This window comes from Bacillus sp. MZGC1 (assembly GCF_002998605.1).
GTDB lineage: Bacteria > Bacillota > Bacilli > Bacillales > Bacillaceae > Bacillus.
The window spans coordinates 95,365-113,416 of sequence record NZ_PVRE01000007.1; the positions used below are offsets into that span (position 1 = coordinate 95,365).

General features: G+C 33.8%; 31 protein-coding genes. 29 read left to right on the forward strand and 2 right to left on the reverse strand.

Going from position 1 to position 18,052, the window contains the following annotated elements; genetic code table 11:
- Positions 1-7: 7 nt before the first annotated feature.
- The 23 genes from C6Y06_RS18620 to C6Y06_RS18720 all read left to right on the forward strand — a co-directional run bounded on the left by C6Y06_RS18620 (position 8) and on the right by C6Y06_RS18720 (position 13,036).
- Entirely contained in the window at positions 8-1,708 is a 1,701-nt protein-coding gene (locus tag C6Y06_RS18620) for a DHH family phosphoesterase (protein WP_106037461.1), read from the forward strand.
- 15 nt (positions 1,709-1,723) lie between these two features.
- Complete coding sequence (locus C6Y06_RS18625; RefSeq protein ID WP_106037462.1) at positions 1,724-4,018, forward strand: DNA polymerase; 2,295 nt, start codon at positions 1,724-1,726, stop codon at positions 4,016-4,018.
- A 7-nt stretch (positions 4,019-4,025) separates the two neighbouring features.
- Positions 4,026-4,706, forward strand: a complete 681-nt coding sequence (locus C6Y06_RS18630; protein WP_142395347.1) for a 3D domain-containing protein — start codon at positions 4,026-4,028, stop codon at positions 4,704-4,706.
- 17 nt (positions 4,707-4,723) lie between these two features.
- Positions 4,724-4,879 carry a hypothetical protein gene (locus C6Y06_RS20185; RefSeq protein WP_189288415.1) on the forward strand — a complete coding sequence of 52 codons (156 nt, stop codon included), beginning with the start codon at positions 4,724-4,726 and terminating at the stop codon, positions 4,877-4,879.
- A gap of 159 nt (positions 4,880-5,038) precedes the next feature.
- Positions 5,039-5,545 (forward strand): P-loop NTPase family protein, encoded by a 507-nt coding sequence (locus C6Y06_RS18635; protein ID WP_106037464.1) that lies wholly within the window; start codon positions 5,039-5,041, stop codon positions 5,543-5,545.
- Positions 5,542-6,069, forward strand: a complete 528-nt coding sequence (locus C6Y06_RS18640) for a 5' nucleotidase, NT5C type (RefSeq protein WP_106037465.1) — start codon at positions 5,542-5,544, stop codon at positions 6,067-6,069. Before C6Y06_RS18635 ends, C6Y06_RS18640 begins: the two co-directional genes overlap by 4 nt.
- Positions 6,070-6,076: 7 nt before the next feature.
- Entirely contained in the window at positions 6,077-6,358 is a 282-nt protein-coding gene (locus C6Y06_RS18645) for a hypothetical protein (protein ID WP_106037466.1), read from the forward strand.
- A gap of 56 nt (positions 6,359-6,414) precedes the next feature.
- On the forward strand, positions 6,415-7,146 hold the full coding sequence (locus C6Y06_RS18650) for a DNA-methyltransferase (protein WP_223251490.1): 732 nt from the start codon (positions 6,415-6,417) through the stop codon (positions 7,144-7,146).
- 37 nt (positions 7,147-7,183) lie between these two features.
- Complete coding sequence (gene dcm / locus C6Y06_RS18655) at positions 7,184-8,254, forward strand: DNA (cytosine-5-)-methyltransferase (protein ID WP_106037467.1); 1,071 nt, start codon at positions 7,184-7,186, stop codon at positions 8,252-8,254.
- 33 nt (positions 8,255-8,287) lie between these two features.
- Positions 8,288-8,494: a hypothetical protein gene (locus tag C6Y06_RS18660; RefSeq protein WP_106037468.1), complete on the forward strand. Its 207-nt coding sequence runs from the start codon at positions 8,288-8,290 to the stop codon at positions 8,492-8,494.
- On the forward strand, positions 8,494-8,865 hold the full coding sequence (locus tag C6Y06_RS18665) for a hypothetical protein (protein ID WP_106037469.1): 372 nt from the start codon (positions 8,494-8,496) through the stop codon (positions 8,863-8,865). Before C6Y06_RS18660 ends, C6Y06_RS18665 begins: the two co-directional genes overlap by 1 nt.
- A gap of 14 nt (positions 8,866-8,879) precedes the next feature.
- A complete protein-coding gene (locus C6Y06_RS18670) occupies positions 8,880-9,197 on the forward strand; it encodes an IDEAL domain-containing protein (protein WP_106037470.1) in 318 nt (105 codons plus the stop codon).
- Between the two features lie 210 nt (positions 9,198-9,407).
- On the forward strand, positions 9,408-9,578 hold the full coding sequence (locus C6Y06_RS20190; protein ID WP_189288417.1) for a hypothetical protein: 171 nt from the start codon (positions 9,408-9,410) through the stop codon (positions 9,576-9,578).
- Between the two features lie 327 nt (positions 9,579-9,905).
- Positions 9,906-10,088: a hypothetical protein gene (locus C6Y06_RS18680; RefSeq protein WP_106037472.1), complete on the forward strand. Its 183-nt coding sequence runs from the start codon at positions 9,906-9,908 to the stop codon at positions 10,086-10,088.
- Between the two features lie 127 nt (positions 10,089-10,215).
- Positions 10,216-10,338, forward strand: a complete 123-nt coding sequence (locus C6Y06_RS20480; RefSeq protein WP_262982705.1) for a hypothetical protein — start codon at positions 10,216-10,218, stop codon at positions 10,336-10,338.
- Between the two features lie 176 nt (positions 10,339-10,514).
- Positions 10,515-10,859, forward strand: a complete 345-nt coding sequence (locus C6Y06_RS18685) for a hypothetical protein (RefSeq protein ID WP_106037473.1) — start codon at positions 10,515-10,517, stop codon at positions 10,857-10,859.
- A 25-nt stretch (positions 10,860-10,884) separates the two neighbouring features.
- Complete coding sequence (locus C6Y06_RS18690; protein WP_106037474.1) at positions 10,885-11,160, forward strand: hypothetical protein; 276 nt, start codon at positions 10,885-10,887, stop codon at positions 11,158-11,160.
- Positions 11,161-11,196: 36 nt separating this feature from the next.
- Positions 11,197-11,487 carry a hypothetical protein gene (locus C6Y06_RS18695; protein WP_106037475.1) on the forward strand — a complete coding sequence of 97 codons (291 nt, stop codon included), beginning with the start codon at positions 11,197-11,199 and terminating at the stop codon, positions 11,485-11,487.
- Between the two features lie 21 nt (positions 11,488-11,508).
- Positions 11,509-11,814 (forward strand): hypothetical protein, encoded by a 306-nt coding sequence (locus C6Y06_RS18700; RefSeq protein WP_106037476.1) that lies wholly within the window; start codon positions 11,509-11,511, stop codon positions 11,812-11,814.
- A 43-nt stretch (positions 11,815-11,857) separates the two neighbouring features.
- The gene (locus C6Y06_RS18705; protein WP_106037477.1) at positions 11,858-12,220 is read left to right on the forward strand and encodes a hypothetical protein; all 363 of its coding nucleotides are present in this window, start codon (positions 11,858-11,860) and stop codon (positions 12,218-12,220) included.
- A 19-nt stretch (positions 12,221-12,239) separates the two neighbouring features.
- Positions 12,240-12,431 carry a hypothetical protein gene (locus C6Y06_RS18710; protein WP_106037478.1) on the forward strand — a complete coding sequence of 64 codons (192 nt, stop codon included), beginning with the start codon at positions 12,240-12,242 and terminating at the stop codon, positions 12,429-12,431.
- An 11-nt stretch (positions 12,432-12,442) separates the two neighbouring features.
- Positions 12,443-12,820 (forward strand): hypothetical protein, encoded by a 378-nt coding sequence (locus tag C6Y06_RS18715; protein WP_106037479.1) that lies wholly within the window; start codon positions 12,443-12,445, stop codon positions 12,818-12,820.
- Positions 12,821-12,841: 21 nt separating this feature from the next.
- On the forward strand, positions 12,842-13,036 hold the full coding sequence (locus C6Y06_RS18720; RefSeq protein ID WP_223251491.1) for a DUF1653 domain-containing protein: 195 nt from the start codon (positions 12,842-12,844) through the stop codon (positions 13,034-13,036).
- Between the two features lie 59 nt (positions 13,037-13,095).
- Here C6Y06_RS18720 and C6Y06_RS20195 read toward each other — a convergent pair whose 3' ends face one another.
- Positions 13,096-13,239 (reverse strand): hypothetical protein, encoded by a 144-nt coding sequence (locus C6Y06_RS20195; protein ID WP_162860237.1) that lies wholly within the window; start codon positions 13,237-13,239, stop codon positions 13,096-13,098.
- A 122-nt stretch (positions 13,240-13,361) separates the two neighbouring features.
- On the opposite strand from C6Y06_RS20195, the gene C6Y06_RS18725 reads away from it, so the two are divergent.
- From C6Y06_RS18725 to nrdE, 5 genes are read left to right on the forward strand one after another with little or no spacing between them, the layout of a single operon-like run.
- Positions 13,362-13,628: a hypothetical protein gene (locus C6Y06_RS18725; protein WP_106037481.1), complete on the forward strand. Its 267-nt coding sequence runs from the start codon at positions 13,362-13,364 to the stop codon at positions 13,626-13,628.
- Positions 13,629-13,667: 39 nt separating this feature from the next.
- Positions 13,668-14,024, forward strand: a complete 357-nt coding sequence (locus C6Y06_RS18730; RefSeq protein WP_106037482.1) for an antitoxin endoai — start codon at positions 13,668-13,670, stop codon at positions 14,022-14,024.
- A complete protein-coding gene (gene nrdI / locus C6Y06_RS18735) occupies positions 14,024-14,428 on the forward strand; it encodes a class Ib ribonucleoside-diphosphate reductase assembly flavoprotein NrdI (RefSeq protein ID WP_106037483.1) in 405 nt (134 codons plus the stop codon). Before C6Y06_RS18730 ends, nrdI begins: the two co-directional genes overlap by 1 nt.
- A complete protein-coding gene (locus C6Y06_RS18740) occupies positions 14,406-15,179 on the forward strand; it encodes a DNA-methyltransferase (RefSeq protein WP_223251492.1) in 774 nt (257 codons plus the stop codon). The genes nrdI and C6Y06_RS18740 overlap by 23 nt, the downstream gene beginning before the upstream one ends.
- A gap of 33 nt (positions 15,180-15,212) precedes the next feature.
- Positions 15,213-17,315: a class 1b ribonucleoside-diphosphate reductase subunit alpha gene (nrdE, locus tag C6Y06_RS18745; protein ID WP_106037490.1), complete on the forward strand. Its 2,103-nt coding sequence runs from the start codon at positions 15,213-15,215 to the stop codon at positions 17,313-17,315.
- Here the strand turns inward: nrdE and C6Y06_RS20200 are convergent.
- A complete protein-coding gene (locus tag C6Y06_RS20200; protein WP_189288419.1) occupies positions 17,312-17,464 on the reverse strand; it encodes a hypothetical protein in 153 nt (50 codons plus the stop codon). The two genes, nrdE and C6Y06_RS20200, sit on opposite strands and share 4 nt — an antisense overlap.
- A gap of 185 nt (positions 17,465-17,649) precedes the next feature.
- On the opposite strand from C6Y06_RS20200, the gene C6Y06_RS18750 reads away from it, so the two are divergent.
- Positions 17,650-18,052 (forward strand): ribonucleotide-diphosphate reductase subunit beta (locus tag C6Y06_RS18750; protein WP_262982706.1); only part of this gene is annotated, 403 nt, incomplete at its 3' end.

Here is an 18,052-nt window from a genome sequence, read left to right on the forward strand (position 1 = left end):
TGAAGAGTTGGAGTATAAGGTAATTGGAAATAATGATTTTGAGCAAGGTATCATCAAAACTATTTTAAGTAATAGGGGAATTTATAGTTCTGAGATGGGTTCTGTTTTAAACCCATCATCAGCCTACGAGCAACCTTATTCTTCATTATGTAACATAAATAAGGCTTCTGAATTGCTATTAGATCATTTGAAAAATGGCAGTAATATTTTTATCCAAATTGATAGTGATACTGATGGGATAACTTCTTCTGTAATTTTAATGAAGTACATAAAGAAAATGTTTCCGAAATCAAAAATAACATACAGGATGCATGAAGGGAAAGAGCACGGAGTTATTCTTGATACAGTGCCAGACAATACGGATTTAGTAATAATTCCAGATGCAGGTTCCAATCAATACGAAATCCATAAGGAGCTTAAAGAAAGAGGTTGTGACATATTGGTTATCGATCATCATGAATGTGAGGTTGAGTCCCCACATGCAATTGTTGTTAATAATCAGCTTTCACCAAATTATTTAAACAAGTCTTTAACGGGGGCTGGAATGGCTTACAAAGTGTGTCAAGCTCTTGATGATAAACTCGGAAAAAACTATGCTGAAGAGATGCTTGACTTAGTTGCGATTGGCAATATTGCTGACTCTGCAGATTCAAGATGTTTAGAAACAAGATATTACATATCAAAAGGGTTAGAGGGTATTAAAAATCCATTTTTGAAAAAGCTGTTTAAAAAGCAAGAGTTTTCGACAAATGGTGTTAAAACAATTCAGAATACACAATTCTATATTAATCCGCTTATTAATGCTGCGATTAGAGTAGGTTCAAAAAAAGAGAAAGACCAGTTAATCAAATCATTCCTAGGTTCAAGAGAAAAGGTTCTTTATAAGAAGCGTGGATCTGTAGTTGAAGAGTCAATTTCAATTCAAGATGATACTGTAAGAATTTTAACCAATTTAAAGAATAAACAAAAGAGATTAGTTGATAAAGCAACTGATGAAATTGTCCAAAAGATACGCCAAGAAAATTTGTTAGAAAACAAGATACTCTCTGTATATATAGAAGGTATTCTTGAAAAAAACTTAACAGGTTTAGTGGCAAATAAACTTGCTGATACGTTTAAACGACCAGTTTTACTTGCTAGGGAAGCAGAAAAAGCTGAGTTTTTAACAGGGTCGATAAGAGGATATGATAAAGGGGAAGTTAAAAACTTTAAAGAGCTGTTGGTGGGGACTGGTCTATTTGAATTCGTTGAAGGACATGCTAATGCAGCAGGATTTTGTATCAAAAAGAATAGTTTTAAAAAAATTAATTCGGCGCTTAACGATTTGTTAAAAGATATTGAACACAAGACAGTTCTTGATGTCGATTTTGAAATCCCATTTAAACTTCTCAAAGAAGATTTTATCTTAGAGATTGGCAATCAAAGAGAGTTATGGGGATACAAATTAGAAGAGCCTTTAGTTGCTATCACTGATATCCATGTGAATAAAAGTGAAATAGAGATACTTAAAAAAAGAACAACTACTCTGAAAATAAGATCAAATCAAGTGGAGTTTAAAAAACAATTTTATAAAAACGAGTTCCCCCAGTTAACAGATGAAAGTGAAAGTTATGTCTTGACCTGTATAGGAAAATGCAAGTTATCTAGTGAAAATAAACCGTACATTGAAATCGTTGATTTGGAAGTGGTACATAGTTTTCTTTTTTAGAAAGGAGGAATGCTCTTGATCATAAATCCAAAAATCGAAACAGAAGTGACTAAAAAATATGAAAAACACTGGATAGAGGATTTTGAAGAAATCAAAAATCTTTTTGATGAAGACCAACCTAGATTATGCGTGATTGATTCTGAAACTACAGGGTTGCATATTATCAACGATAAGCCTTTTATGTGGGTATTTGCTTACAAGCTACCAAAGGAGAAAAGGAAAGAAGGATTAGAGGGTAGAAGTTTTGCCTTTAACTCTAATAAAGAAATACTTTATCAAGTATTACAATTGACTAAGAAATGCACTATGACTGTTGGGCACAACGTGAAATATGATTTGCATATGTTGATTAATGGTGGAGTTGAAGAAGAAGAGGTATTTAATTTAGCCAATGTTACAGACACTATGGGATTATGCAGACTTACATTTGATGCTGTTTCAGCTAGAGATGGTGGAGATATGTTGGGGTTAAAGAAAGTCTCCGAAAAATATATTGATCCTCGAGCAGCAGAATTTGAAAAAGAAGTCAAAAAAGAATTAAGAAGAATAAATGATCAAAAAAGAAATCTTTTAAAAGAATTGTTAAAGCCTTACAAAGACATTGGCTGGGGTATTGGAAAAATTAAAGATGCATACAAAGTAAAAAAGAGAAATGATATGGATCAATTTACAACCGAAAGGAAGCAGCGATGGATTAATATTCCTGGCGAAATAGAAAAGCTGTATCGTAATTGGTTAAAAGAAAATCCTTTTGCGAATTATTCAGAAGTTGACAGGGATATAATGATGGAATATGTCCATAGTGATGGAATCTACACTCTTGAAATAGTGGAAATGACTTATCCTACAGTTTTAAAACGAAAACAGAAATCGATACTTGAGCACGAAAATAAGTTGATTATGGAATTACTGAGAATGGAACGAGTGGGCATGAAGGTTGATATGCCTTACTTAAACGAATGTTTCAAAAAATGCGAAGATGAGATACAAAGTCATTACGAAGAACTTTGGAGTATCGTCGGAGAAAATTTTACAGCTTCACAGGCATCTGTTATACAGGATTATTTTGAAAAAAAGTTAGGAGAAAGACCTCCTACTACAGATAAAGCGTTTTTAAAAAAGCACAAAGATGATAGGCTATCCCAACTAATTACTCGGCTAAGAAGGTTAGAGAAATGGCAGTCTACATATATATCTAGAATCATTGAAGTAGCTCAATATGATGAGCATTTTTATACTCAATATGGACAATTCAACACCGTATCTGGTCGATTAGGTTCCGATGCACAGCAGTTTCCTAAAGAGAGAATCCTGACAGAAGAAGGAGAAAAATATGAAAAAGAACATGGTGAAGGTAAAGCCCCCTCAAGTTTTGAAATTTTCTCCCCAAGAAGAGCTTTTATTGTAGAGGGAGGGGATTATGATCAAATTGCATACTTTGACTTATCGCAAATAGAATTACGAGCCCAAGCAAACTATACAGTTCTACTAAATAGACCTGATTTAAACCTTTGTAGAGCTTATATGCCTTTTAAATGCAGTCACTATTTAACAGGCGAAGAGTACAGTTTTACAAGAAAAGAGGACAGGATAAGATGGTCTGAAAAGAAAGAAGACGGTAGCTCTGTATGGCTTTTAGAGGACGGGGAAAGTTGGACTCCTACTGATGTTCATAGCGAGACATCTCACAATACGCTCATCGCATTAGCGTTTGAGTGCGTAGAGAAATATAAACAATACATACATAAGTCAGATTCTCCAGTTGATGAAAAATCATTTAAAAAGTTTTGGAGATACATAGGGAAAATGTTTAATTTTATGAGGAACTATGGTGGAGGAGCAGCCAAGGCCTCTGAAGCTCTGGAAGTTTCTATGGAAATTGCAAATGCGTTAGTATCAGGGTGGTCAAACACATTCCCTGAGGTATCTCATTACCAAAAGCAAGTTGCTAAAAAGGTACAGAAGGATAAGCATGCCACCAACATGTATGGACGTGTTTACTATCTGAGTAATACAGAAAAGGCATATAAGGTTGGAAACTATCTTGTGCAAGGTTCATGCGCTGATATGTTAAAAGCATATGTAATAAAGATAGGGGAATTTTTAAGAAAAAATAATTGCAAATCATTGCCACTAGCTAATATTCATGACGAATTACAATTCCTAATTTATAAAGGAGAGGAATGGATTTTCCCTCACATTAAGAGAATTATGGAAGATGTAGATTGGATGCAGGTACCTGTAGTTGTGGATCTAGAGATCACTAATACAACTTGGGCAGATAAGAAAGAAGTAGAATGTATTGCATAAAGGAGTGATGAGAATTATCAAAAAACTTGTAGACAAAAACACAAATAACATATATTATAAAGTTAATTCGAAGGTCTTAATAGTTTTAACAGGATGGCTGCTAACATTCTCGTTTATTAAGATGGAGATGAGTTTAATTAGAGACAAACCGAATGAAAAGGCAAGTAGGACAAAGTTGGTTGAGGGTTTTCCAATGAGGCATATCGAGCTACATGCTCCATTGCCAAAACAAGAAAGTAAAAAAGAAATAATTAAGAAATTACAAATGAAATACCTGAAGGTAAAAGTACAGCCAATTCAAAAGAAAGCAAAAAAGGTTGAAAAGAAGAAAGGAGATAAAAATGTCAAACAAGCTAAGAAAACTGTGGAACAAAAGAGTCAAACACGCAAAATGGTTGTTACAGCTTACACAAATGGGATCGAAAGCACAGGTAAGCATCCAGGTCATTCTGAGTATGGGACAACGGCAAGTGGTTTGACTACAAAACAAGGCGTTACAATTGCTTGCCCACCATATATGAAATTTGGAACAAAACTATACATAGAAGATGTTGGACTAAGAGTATGTCAGGATAGAGGTGGGGATATAAAAGGAAACAGGTTGGATGTTTTCATTGAAAATCTTCAAAAGGCTAAAGAGTTTGGGAGACAAACACTAACAGTCCAGGAAATTAAAAATAATACATAAAGAAGAGAGTGACTTGATTGAGCAAGCTTACTTTAGGACAAAGAGTATTAACCTTATATGGGGAAGGAACGATAGTTGAGGTACATGCAAATAATGAATATGGAGTTGCTGATGATGAATACAACATGGTCGAACTTTATGACAGAAGTGAATTAGCTGAATTAAGGAGGTGATGTCATGTTTGAGGTAAACGACACCGTAATAGTAAACCATAATAAAGAAAGGGCAATAGTGGCTACAGTGTCAACTCGATACTCACAACTTGAAGTGCAATATGAGGATGGTTCGCATGAGGTTATGGGATTTCACAAAGTTACAAAGGAGGATGATAAATGATCATCATTTTAGAAGGATGTGACTGCTGCTATAAATCCACAGTGGCAAAGCAGCTGTCAAAGAAGTTAGATTACAAGATACTACGGGGATCATCATTTGAATTAGCTAAAAAAAATCTAGATAACCTATATGATTATTGCTTTGGACTAACAGAACACGACAACTTGATCATCGATAGATACATATATTCCAACCTTGTTTATGCTACCAAATTCCCTGGTAATACAAAGCTCACACATGGGCAAGTAAGCAATATCGAGAACAAATTACTGAGTAAGGCCAAGTTAATCTATCTGTATGCAAGACCTGAAGTAATTGAAGAAAGGATTCTTAGCAGAGGAGATGATCAGGTTGATAGGTCTGAGGTGGAGCCAATTGTAAAACTATACAATGATGTGATACCAAAATCAAAATTACATACATACTCATTCGACACTGAGAAGTACGACAGCGATGAAATTGTTGAGGACATTATCTACTTGGTCAGTGAGGAAGGCTCATGAAAAGAAAAGTAATTGCAATTGATATGGATGATGTACTAGCAGATTTCTTACCAGCTTGGGTAAAAGCAATAAACGAACATGATGATCCTACTTTAAAATGTGAAAACATAAAGTCTTGGAACATCCTAGATTATGTGAAAACAAACAATGATGTGTTTAGACATTTAACGTATGACTTTTTTAAAGGTTTGTCAGTTAAGAAAGACAGTCAGAAAGTTGTTAAGGATTTATGTGATTTCTACGAGGTATATGTTGTTACTACTGCAACAGCTCATCCAGAATCATTAAAAGCTAAATTAGAATGGTTGCAGGAACACTTTCCATTTATCTCACATGATCATGTTGTACTTTGCGGTAAGAAAAAGATCATTAAAGCTGATTATATGATTGATGATGGAATACATAATTTAGAGTCATTCGAGGGTGTAGGCATAGTGATTGATGCACCTCATAATGAAAATGACAACAGATTCTTACGTGTTAAGAACTGGACAGAAATCGGACAAAGATTGAGGGGAGATTAAAATAAAAATGAAATTAGATTTTTGGATTAACCAAAAGATTTCTCAGCTAAAAGAGAATTATAAAGAGGTTGAATTTCAATCAGCGAAAGACGTGGAATTAGTGTTAAATGGTGTTAGCCAAAATTTCTTAGCAAATGATACACCGATGGATACGGAAGTTATCGAAATTGATTTACATACGATTCTTAAAAATGAGAAATATCAGGGTTCTGAAATTCTATTTAACGTAAAAAGACCAAGAAAAAGAAAATTTGATAGTCATTCAGTCTACGTTAGGATTGTTGATTAAAGCTTACAATAAAATATCTCTTTTATTGGAAATAAAGAAAACGGGAGAGTGAATTAATGGAGAAAGAATTGCTAGAAAGTATTGAATTGAATCGAATATATCAAATGGATTGTTTGGAAGGAATGCATTTAATTCCAAATGAAAGTATAGATTTAGTCTTAACCGATCCGCCTTATAATGTATCGCAGAAATCGAATTTTCAAACTATGGGTAGAAAAGGTATAGATTTTGGTGAATGGGATAAAGAATTCAACCAAACAGAATGGCTAGAAATTGCCTGTGAAAAAGTTAAAAAGGGTGGAAGTATCATCATTTTTAATGACTATAAGAATATTGGTGAAATGAAAAGAGTCTTAGAAAACAAGGGGTTAGTAATTAAAGAAATGCTTCAATGGAAGAAATCTAATCCTATGCCAAGAAACAGAGACAGATTATACGTTACTTCAATAGAGATTGCTTTATGGGCTGTGAAAGGTAAAGGGTGGACATTTAATAGACAAAGAGAAACCTATGAAAATGGGATATTTGAAGCACCTGTTGTTAACCATAAAAAAAGAATACACCCTACTCAAAAACCAGTAGAAATTATATCTGAGTTAGTAAAGATTCACAGTAATGAGAATGACATTGTTTTAGATTGCTTTATGGGGAGTGCTTCAACAGCAGTAGCTTGTGAATTACATAAACGAAAATGGATAGGTTTTGAATTAAAAAATGAATACATAGAGTTGGCAAATAAAAGATTGGAATTTATTCAACTTGATAATGATATAAAAAATTACAAATAAAAGATCAATTTTAACTAGAATGATAGGAGAGGACTTATTGGAGAAATTGAAAGTAATGAGTTTATTTAGTGGAATCGGAGCATTTGAAGCAGCTCTTAGAAACATAGGAATGAATTATGAACTAGTTGGTTTTAGTGAAATTGATCAATTTGCAATTAAATCATATTGTGCAATACATAGCGTAGATAAAAGTTTGAATTTTGGTGATGTAACGGAGATCGAAAAAGAGAAGCTGCCCGATTTTGATATTTTAGTAGGGGGATCCCCGTGTCAAAGTTTCAGTGTGGCAGGGCATAGAAAAGGGTTTGAGGATACACATGGTACACTATTTTTTGAATATGTTCAAACTTTATTAGCAAAAAAACCAAAATATTTCATATTTGAGAATGTAAAAGGCCTTCTGAATCACGATAAAGGAAAAACGATTGAAATCATCGCAAAAGCTTTTAGGGACGCTGGTTATTGTATTGATCTTGAGATTATGAATTCGAAATATTTTAATGTGCCTCAACAGAGAGAACGCCTATTTATTATAGGAATTAGAGTAGATAAGGTAAGAGAAGAAAAATGGATTAAAAAAGTTCCTAAAAATACTTTGCAAAAAGGGAAAGAACGGTTGGATAATATGAATATCAAAACTTTTAATTTTAACTGGCCACTACAGTTAAATGTCCATTCTACTTTAAATGATGTTCTTGAACGGTCAGTGGATGAAAAATTTTACATATCAGAAGAAAAATCACAAAATTTACTTACAAATAACCAAGCAATTGAATACTCCGAATCCAAGTTTAAAGTTAATAAAATAGGTAATGTACATCCTTCAGGAAAGGGTATGAATGGCACTGTTTATAGCTCATGTGGGTTAAGTCCAACCATTACGACAAATAAAGGCGAAGGTATTAAAATACTTATTGAAAAAGAAAGAAGAGTGAGAAAAGAAACCCCGCTAGAATGTTTTAGGCTTCAAGCATTCAGTGACCATGATTTTTATAAGGCTAGATCTGTAGGAAATAGTAACACTCAACTTTATAAATTAGCAGCAAATTCAATCACAGTTACAGTACTGGAAGAAATATTTAAAGAACTTTTACATACATATAAATAATAAATTACAAACATTTAAAAGGGATGGTGAAATATGACTGAGAGTGAAATGATTATCTCAAAATTCAAAGAGAAAATTGAAAGATACCGAAAAGAAATGCACCAAGGAAAAGAAATGCATCCAGAAGAAACGGTTCGGTCTCTGTTATCAGAAGTTGAAGCTATGGACAGTGTGAAAAATGCGTTCAAAGAGGGTGCAGAATTAATAATTGCGGACATGAAAAAGCTTGGTAAGCGATAATGAAAAACATCCTAGAGCAAATCAATTCATTGGAAGTCATACACATTGATTTAGACAACTACGCCATTTACGTTGAACAAAATGAACAAGTGATTAAAATATTACATACATTGATTAAAGATATGACAGTAGAGGAATACATACATAGCTTTAGAAAAGATGATTTAATCGATCTGATACCAGCTGTAATCGGAACAGGGTTAGCTGATGGATATAATCAAGGAAAGGGATTTGTATCTGAGTCTAAACAGTTCTACATGAAGCGGTGTTTAGAGTTGAACAGCAGAATTGAATACCTTGAAAATATGATTGTGTCACTTGGTGGGCATCCAAATATGCAAATTGTCAATGAAAATAAATTAATCCACTAGAGAGGAAGAAAGGAATGAAATTTAAAATTGGGCAGAACGTTCTGATTTCATCTAGGGGTGTTGTAGGTAATGTTGTTAAAGCAACACACCATGTATCAATTGAAAAAGGAAAAGAATTAAGTGTTATTAAATATAAAGTTGAAGTGGGTGGGCTGATGTACGCCCAAGAGTTTGATGAATCATTACTTGCACATACAGATAAAGAATTTAGGATGATTCAGATTGCTGAATTGAATTCACTAATTGATCTAGCATTAGACACAACAGATCGAAAATGGTTTGACGAATTAGTTCAACAAATAAAAACTTTAGAAGAAGGGTTAGTGGAGTAGATAGAGAATTATTTTCAAGTATTATGGAACGGAACAAGAGTTCCAAAGAAATTTATCACAAAAATAAAAGCAGAAGTGTTTGTTAGACGCAGAAAAGGATTCACTTGTGAGATACAAGAACGTACATACGATAACAAATTTGTAGACAGCTGGACTTACCACATTCCACTGCATTAAGGATGTGAAATAATTCTGAGAGAACGGGAAAAAGTGAGAATAGTAGATGAATTGGAGGCTGTGCATAGTAATCTAGATTATATACATAAAACTCTGGAAGAAGCAGGTTCAATTGATGATGAAGCGTGGAAATTGTTAGAACCTAAGATTGTTAAGTCATGGGTATTATTAGAGGAAATAAAGAAAAGCATAGGATCACAATAAATTAAAAATAACATATAAAAAGTATTGATTAAAATACAAATTACATATATAATCGATATAACAGCTAAGGAGAATCAATGGACTACATATGTGAGATTTGCAATGAAGGGGTTGAGAAATACCCCTTATGCTTAAGGTTAACAGAAGAGAACGCAAAAACCACGGAAGACAGAATTGAATTCAATTGCTGCTGTAAATGTGCTGATGAATTGAGCAAGAAAATCCGAGAGAAATGCGAGGGGATGAATGTAAAGAAGACGCTGAAAGTACTTGGGATTGATCATATTAAGCCTTATAAAGACTAAGATAGATTGGAGAGAAGGAGAAATGAATATGTTCGTTATCGCTTCAAAGAGCAATGCTGGAAATTATTTAAATCACTATCACCCTCGAATTTATGCAAATCAAAAGCAAGCTGAGAACGCATTGAAAGTCATGAAAAGCAACGGAAAACTAACAGAGAGCTCCAAGGTTTATGGATTAAATGGTTTGCATTTGGTTGATCTATGATAAAAATCAAGTATACAAGAATTAGAAATTTCGATTCTTCAAATTGGTTTGGTGTAATTGGCAGTATGGGAATGTTTGTACTTGCTGTCCTCGGCGAAGTATTTTATAGAGAATGGAGGATACAAAAATGAAAGATAGTTTAATTGCAGCTGTGAGTTTTATCCAAGCTAATCGAAAAGAAATGGGTGACAAAACTTCACTAAATATGCTTTTAAGAGCATTAGACAAACTAATCAAAGAAGCTAAATGAACAGGAGAAAATAAATATTGCTGAAAAAGAATAATAAATTAGATAAGAAATTCTGGATAACATTAATCAAATGGGCAGTACCAACATTTTTAGTTGGATACTTGATTGGCTTTCTGCTGCCGAACATAGTTTTATCAAAATAAAATACAAATTACATATATCTGAAGGAGAATAAAATGAATAATCAAGAAAAACGAGTTTGGAACGGATTTTTTATTGGATCAGGTGCAATTTTATTATCTGCGTTAATGTTGGCAGCTGGTGCTGTAGTCAATGCAGGGGTAATTTTTTATGGCTTAAACTTTGTACTAAGTCCACTTGTGAATGTATATGGTTTTAGCTTCCCTGAAATTTCACTAGCGCATTCATTTGTAATCGGGGTTCTGTTAATGGTGTTTGTGAAAGGGAGTAAAAACTCTGAAAAGAAAGATGATGATACGATTTTCAAAATTTTTGGTAAAGGTGTAGCAAGATCAGCTTTTGTCTTACTTTTGCTATACATTGCTTCATTGTTTATCTGAAAATAAGGACAAAGGAGAATTTAAAATGGAGTATGCAAAAGTAAAGGGTAATAACGTAGTTATAAGCTTGCCAATTGATTTGTTAGAGGTTGCATTTAATGACAATCCAAACAATTGGGATGAATCAATCAAAGTGAAATTCAAAAGACAGTTTGCTAAAGGATTTGCTGATAAAATCAATGAAACTTCAACGAATGCCGAAAGTGGATTAACTGTTTTCCAAGAAGCGATAGATGCGATTTTTGAAGAGATGCTTGAAGAAGCACCTAATTATATCAAAATTCCAAACGAAGATTTCTAAATAAAAGTTTTATTTTAACGAAAAGGAGGTGGGGCTGTGAGAACCTTTGAAAAAATTGTTTCGATTGATGAGCATCGACTTCGGATCACAATTACAGCAAATGAATCAAGCAGGACAGGGCGATGGTCAGTTAAATGGGTTGATGTGAAGGACGTGGAGAACAACAAAATTGTTTACCGAGGAAGTGATCTAAGTTATAGCAATCATCCACTTAAATACACATTTAAATTAGCTGCAAAAGCTGCCCAAAAAGCTTTAGAGAAAAACAAAGAAACTAATATGGAAATTGAGGAATTTGAAAAGTGGGATGGAGTTATAAAATCTTAAATACGAAAGGCAGGACAGCTATTGAATTATAAAAATATGAGATATGAAACAATCGAAAAAACTATTGTACTAAATGGACTTAAACATTCATTGAAGATTCTTGCTGATCGTCTTTCAAACGGATGGAGAGTATGGGGATTTGCAATTATTGGGGAACAATATAACGGATTGTTCTGGTATGGCGAGTGTACAGATTATGAGGATATGAAAATTAAAGAAGTAGTATTAAAGCTGGTTGAAAAGATGAAAGCTGAAGTGGAAAACGATAAAAAAGAAAAAGAAGAAATGGAAGAGTTCAATAACTGGGACGGCTTTATCAATTTCTAAATAAAAGGATGATTTCAAAGAGAAATCAGATGAGGAGGATAGGATGCAATACACTAAGCATGGAAATTCAGTAGAAGGTTACATAACATTTAATCTTTATTTTCATTCATTTGATTATAAAGAGGACAGCATATTGGAACAAGTAAAATTCACCACAGTTAACGAGCTATTCAACATGATGCAGCCTGATTATATTGAACAACTAAAACAAGAAAACGATGCAGAGCAGGTTGAGCTTCACGATATCACTTTCAGTGCTAAAGATGACGACACTGAGGCTTTCATCATAATGTATGACAACTCAGGAAGTTATAGAATCTCAACAAATCTTGATGTAAGTGGATTAGATAGTGAGTATAAAGAAACTTTAAAAAGTATTAAAGATATTCTTGATAAGAAGATGTAAAAAAAGGAGGGAATTCTAAATGGCATATGATGAGTTTAAAGGAAAGCTAAGTAAGCCCAAAGTAAGTGATGTAATCAAAGCATTGCAAGATCAACTTGATTTTAACGGAGACACACGAGTTGAATTTTGGATTGATGGCGAAGAAACCAGTGATGAAATTCAACTAGATCCATATAAAAATGTTCTTGTGTTGAATTTAGAGGAAGATTAAGGAGGTATCTCATGTACTTTATAACAGAACCAGCTGATTTAATTGACAAAGAGGTTGGGTTCATTCATGCTAATCAATTTTACGATGCAACTACAATCGTGACTAAAGATGGTGGAATATTAATTGTTAAACAAGTTTTTGATTTTGAAGAAGAGCCAAGCACTATTGTTTATAACGAGCACCAAGCCAAAAAAAAGATTTATGAGGACAGCTACGTAAAGAATGAGCTTGATAAGTTGGGAATAATTACTGAGAATGACTGGGCTGAATATGAGCTGCAACTTAAGGAAGCAGAAGAAGCTCGTAGGATTGAGTTCCAGAAGGAAAAAGAAGAGCGAGAAAGACTTGACTACGAACGATTGAAATTGAAGTTTGAGGAGGAAAACTAAATAGACATATTTGAGCATATCATGTGCGACTTCAAACATTATAAGGGTGGAACTTATAAACTCGTTGGAGAAGTCATTCATACAGAAACAGAAGAAGAGCTTGTTGTTTACCATGATATGGACGGCACTGTATTATGGGCAAGACCTAAAGAGATGTTTTTCGGAAAAGTTATTGTTGATGGCAAAGAGATAGACAGATTTACAAAAATCAATTAGAAGATATGAAGGGGTGAAGATGACTTAAGCCATCCCCTAACCAACATATCTCAATACAGTTACTTTCTTTTAGCCTTTGCTTGAGAAAGAACTGACCCAGCTAAACTCTTTGCTGTCTTACTTGAAGATTTAGAATTAAGTACTTTAGAAGCTTTAGTTGCAAGTTTTGAAGATGAAACTCTTCTGCTGCTAGACTTTGCCAAGGAAATCACCACCTATCATGGGAAAATATGTTCCTTATAACTATATATAGTATACATAATTATTTAGAGAATACAAGATATTGATTTAGTTTTAAATAAATTATTAAAATGGAGGAATACTGATGAAATTTTTTGAAGTGAGCAACCCTTATTATTCATTAATTAAAGCAAATACAAAAGAAAAGGCAATGGAACTTTATAAAAAGGATTCTGCTGATGATGAAGGAGATTTATCTAAAGAACTGATTGAGGTTGGAGATATTTACGCTGCTATGAGATATGGGAGAGCGCCAGGAGAGGACAAAAATTTAGTTCCACTTAAAGAGGTATTAAAAGATATCACAAGCGATGAAGAAATGGTATTGCTTACTGATGGAGATTTACTATAAAATCACAGTTTCATATAAATAAAAATTGGGGGAAATATAATGGGAGCTGCAAGAAAATTAAAAAAACCGTATGTACATAGCAGACATCTAGTAGACCTTGAAGTAGTTGAAACAGCGACAACTGTTCATAATCCTGATGGAACATCGTATATCGTAGAACCTGGTGATGTGCTATCTGTTAATGAATTTGGAGAAAAAAATCTTGTACCTAAAAATCACTTATTACATTACTTTGAGGTTGGGAAACTTGAAGATACAAGTTTTTATGAAGAGATGGCCAAGGGATATGAAGAAATGGCAAAGATTAATTCTGGAATTTCTAAAGAGAGTGAATACGTAGAATCAGAATCTGAATTTAGTACAGCAAAGTTTGTAACAGGTAAAAACCATTTGTAATGTTAATCACTTATGAGAGCTTAACAGGAAACGTTCAACGATTCGTTGATAAAATTACAAATAACAAACATTTAAACGTAAAGAAAATAACTGAGGATACGATGATAACTGAACCATTCATACATATTACATACACAATCGGTTTTGGCGAAGTGCCAAAGTTGACTCAGGTATTCATACATAACAACAAAGGATTACTAAGAGGAATATGTTCAAGTGGTAATAAGAATTGGGGTAATAATTTTGGATTAGCTGCAGATAAGATAGCAAGCCAATACGATGTTCCGATCTTACTCAAATTCGAATTAGCTGGAACAGATTCTGATGTCGCAAAGTTTATTGAACTAACAAATTACATTAGTGGAGAAGAGGCGTGTTTGAGTGGGGAAAAGTTTATTAAGTAGTCTTGAATTAAATAGAATTTATCAGATGGACTGTTTAGAGGGAATGAAACTGATTCCAGATAAATCAATTGATATGATTTTATGCGATTTACCTTATGGAACAACTCAATGTAAATGGGATGAAATAATCCCGTTCGAACCTTTATGGGAGCAGTACAAACGTGTCATCAAAGAAAACGGAGCGATTGTATTAACAGCTTCACAGCCATTTACAAGTTCTTTAATTATGAGTAATCCTAAGTGGTTTAAGTATTGTTGGTATTGGAATAAAGTGAGAGGAGTAGGTCATTTAAACGCTAAAAAGCAACCGCTAAAATCCATAGAAGAAATATGCGTCTTTTATAAAAAACAAACCAAATATCACCCACAAATGAGGGAGAGAGTTAAACCGAGGCAGAGTAAAAATAGAAGTACTCAACAGGTGTATGGAAAAAGTCAAGATGTATTTGAAGGAGAAGTATTAGATAAGCGTTACCCAATTAATATATTAACATATTCTAAATCAAATCAAAAAGACTTTATGCTACATCCAACCCAAAAACCAGTGGAGTTATTTGAATATCTAATCAAGACATACACATCAGAGAACGAGATTGTGCTCGACAACTGCATGGGAAGTGGTACAACAGCAGTTGCTTGTGAGAACTTAAATAGACAGTGGATTGGATTTGAAACTGAAAGTGAATACATAGAGATTGCGAATAAACGACTTGAATCAATTGATTTAAAGAGTGATTTGAGTAAATTATAAAAATATAATAATAGGAGGTTAAATTTATTGACAATCAGCACAAACAATATTCCTAATTGGATTCAATTGAACAACCAGATCATGATTCAGAAGGATGGAAAGTTCCAGTTTGAAAAGGATAAGGAAGCTGTAAAGAGTTACTTTATTGATTACGTTAATCAAAATATGGTTTTCTTTCATGACCTTGAGGAGAAATTAGACTACTTAAAGGAACATGATTATTACGAAGAAGAATTTTTGAGCCTATACAGTAAAGAAGATATCAAAAAGGTATTTAAGTTTGCCTATAGTTTTAAATTTAGATTCCCATCATTTATGAGTGCATTTAAATTCTACAATGACTATGCATTAAAGACCAACGATAAAATGAAAATCCTTGAGCGTTACGAAGATCGCATCTCAATTGTAGCGTTGTTTTTGGCTGAGGGTAATACTGATAAAGCAATGGGATATGTTGAATCAATGATTAAGCAAGAGTATCAACCAGCGACTCCAACATTCTTAAATGCTGGACGAAAGAGAAGAGGGGAAATGGTAAGCTGCTTCTTAATTGAAGTTGGAGATAGTTTGAATGATATCTCAAAAGCAATTGATATTTCGATGCAGCTCTCTAAATTAGGTGGTGGTGTAGCACTTAATTTAAGTAAGATTAGAGCTAAAGGTGAAGCGATTAAAGACATTGATAACTCTACTAAAGGTGTAGTAGGTGTTATGAAACTTTTAGATAATGCCTTCAGATATGCAGATCAAATGGGTCAAAGACAAGGGAGCGGAGCAACTTATCTGACAGTCTTCCATCCTGATATCAATGAGTACTTAGATGTAAAAAAAATATCAGCAGATGAAGATGTTAGAGCTAAAACGTTATCCATTGGAGTAGTTGTTCCAGACAAATTCATTGAGCTTGCAAGAGAAGACAAAGATTATTATATGTTCTATCCTCATACGGTCTATAAAGAATATGGACAACATTTAGACGAGATGAACATCAATGAAATGTACGATGAATTAGTTAATAATTCAAGTGTAAGAAAAACTAAAGGGAGTGCTCGAAAACTTCTTGAGAAACTGGCCATCCTTAGATACGAATCAGGTTATCCATATATTATGTTCCAGGATAACGTAAACAAGGTTCATGCTAATAACCATATATCTCAGGTTAAATTTTCCAATCTTTGCAGCGAGGTGATTCAGTCCTCTAAAGTATCAAAGTATACAGATTACAATCAAGATGATGAAATTGGACTCGATATTTCATGTAATTTAGGCTCAATGAACATCCTGAATGTAATGGATAACCAATCAATCGAGAAGACAGTTAGAACCGCAGTAGACGCTCTTACAAGGATTTCTGATGCAACTAATATTGTTAATGCACCAGCAGTCAATAAGGCAAATAAAACAATGAAATCAATTGGATTAGGTCAGATGAATTTACATGGATATCTAGCTCAAAACGGTATCCCTTATGAATCAGAAGCAGCTATTGATTTTGCTAATACATATTTTATGATGGTCAATTTTTATTCTCTGAAGCGTTCAATGGAAATCGCTAAGGAAACTGGTGAAACGTATTACATGTTTGAAGGATCTACATACAAATCTGGAAGCTTTTTTGATAAGTATTTAAGTATTGATTATTCGCCGAAGCTTGAGAAGGTAGCCAAACTGTTTAAGGAGCAGCATATTCCTTCAATTGAAGATTGGAAACAGCTAAAAAGCGATGTACAGAAACATGGACTCTATCACAGTTATAGACAAGCTGTAGCACCTACTGGAAGCATCTCATATGTCCAGTCATCTACCGCAGGTGTAATGCCTATCATGGAAAGAATCGAGGAAAGAACCTATGGAAACAGTAAGACTTATTATCCTATGCCTGGACTGTCTCCGAACAATTGGTTCCTATACAAAGAAGCATATGATATGGATATGTTCAAGGTTATTGACTTAATATCCACTATTCAAACCCATGTTGATCAAGGTATCTCGTTTACATTGTTCCTCAAAGACACTATGACAACACGAGATTTGAATAGAATTGATCTATATGCACATCACAAAGGAATCAAGACTCTTTACTATGCACGCACAAAAGATACTGGCCAGGATAGTTGCCTTAGCTGTGTTGTTTAATCCTCTTTTTTTAGATACCAGAAACCAAACCTAATAAAAAAAGCTACAGATGTCTGTAGCATGAACTGACTAAGGTTGTTACTTGTAAGTGCAAGTAATCCTAATTCAAAAACTATCTCTACCATCTCAACAATTGTTTTTCCACTCATTATTAGTCACCTCTATTATTTTTTGAGGCTTAAAGATCGCCTCATATAGAGGGACAACAAAGACAGGTGTTTAACAAGTACTGAAACAAAATTTTTCGTCTGGAGGAATAAAAATAAAAAATTTAAACAAAAATTCAACATACACAGCTGCAGATTGGTCAAAACATGAGGATGACTTTACACAGATGTTTTACAACCAAAATGTGAAGCAATTCTGGCTTCCTGAGGAAATCTCATTACAAGGAGACTTGTTACCTTGGAGAATGATTGGTGAAAAAGAGCGAGATACGTACATGAAGGTACTTGCTGGACTGACTTTACTTGATACAGAACAAGGAAATACAGGGATGCCGATTGTGGCTGAACATGTAGACGGCCATCAGCGTAAAGCGGTATTAAACTTTATGGCGATGATGGAAAATGCGGTACATGCGAAATCATACTCAAATATCTTCATGACACTCGCACCAACTGAAACGATCAGTGAAGTGTTTGAATGGGTCAAGAAAAATAAATTCTTGCAAAAGAAAGCAGATATGATTGTCAGTTTATACCGTTCGATTCAAAAGGACGATCCGATTTCCCTCT